1 protein-coding gene is annotated in these 356 nt (G+C 37.1%); it reads right to left on the bottom strand.

Annotation, left to right across the window (positions count from 1 at the left end):
- Positions 1 to 35: 35 nt before the first annotated feature.
- Positions 36 to 356, bottom strand: a 321-nt coding sequence (locus ACSG5Z_RS29775) for a ParB-like helix-turn-helix domain-containing protein (RefSeq protein WP_503827178.1), incomplete at its 5' end; no start/stop codon positions are given.

The following is a 356-nucleotide window of genomic DNA, read 5'->3' as shown; positions in this document are numbered from 1 at the left end:
CTATCCAGTAGGATAAGGTCTCTAACACGCCATTATTATTTTTTCTTCGGAATTTTAATTGTAATTTGATAGTACTCATCAAATTCTTCTTCCGCAGAATTTACATTTAAACCACTGTCAGCAACCATTTGTAATGACTGCCTAATTGTATTCATGGCAATTCTCGTATCTCGACTTACTGCTTTTTGCTTTGCCTTACGCTTCGGTTTGGCTTCCTCTAGTAATTTCGCAATTCGTTCCTCTGGTTGCTTTACATTCAGTTGTTTCTCCACAATTTCCTGTAAAACCTTCAGTTGTAATTCCTCATTCTTTAAAGGAATGAGAGCGCGGGCATGACCTTCTGTAATACTTTTTTC

The organism is Bacillus pretiosus (genome assembly GCF_051294775.1).
Lineage (GTDB): Bacteria > Bacillota > Bacilli > Bacillales > Bacillaceae_G > Bacillus_A > Bacillus_A wiedmannii.
This window is presented reverse-complemented; position numbering and strand designations above follow the sequence as displayed.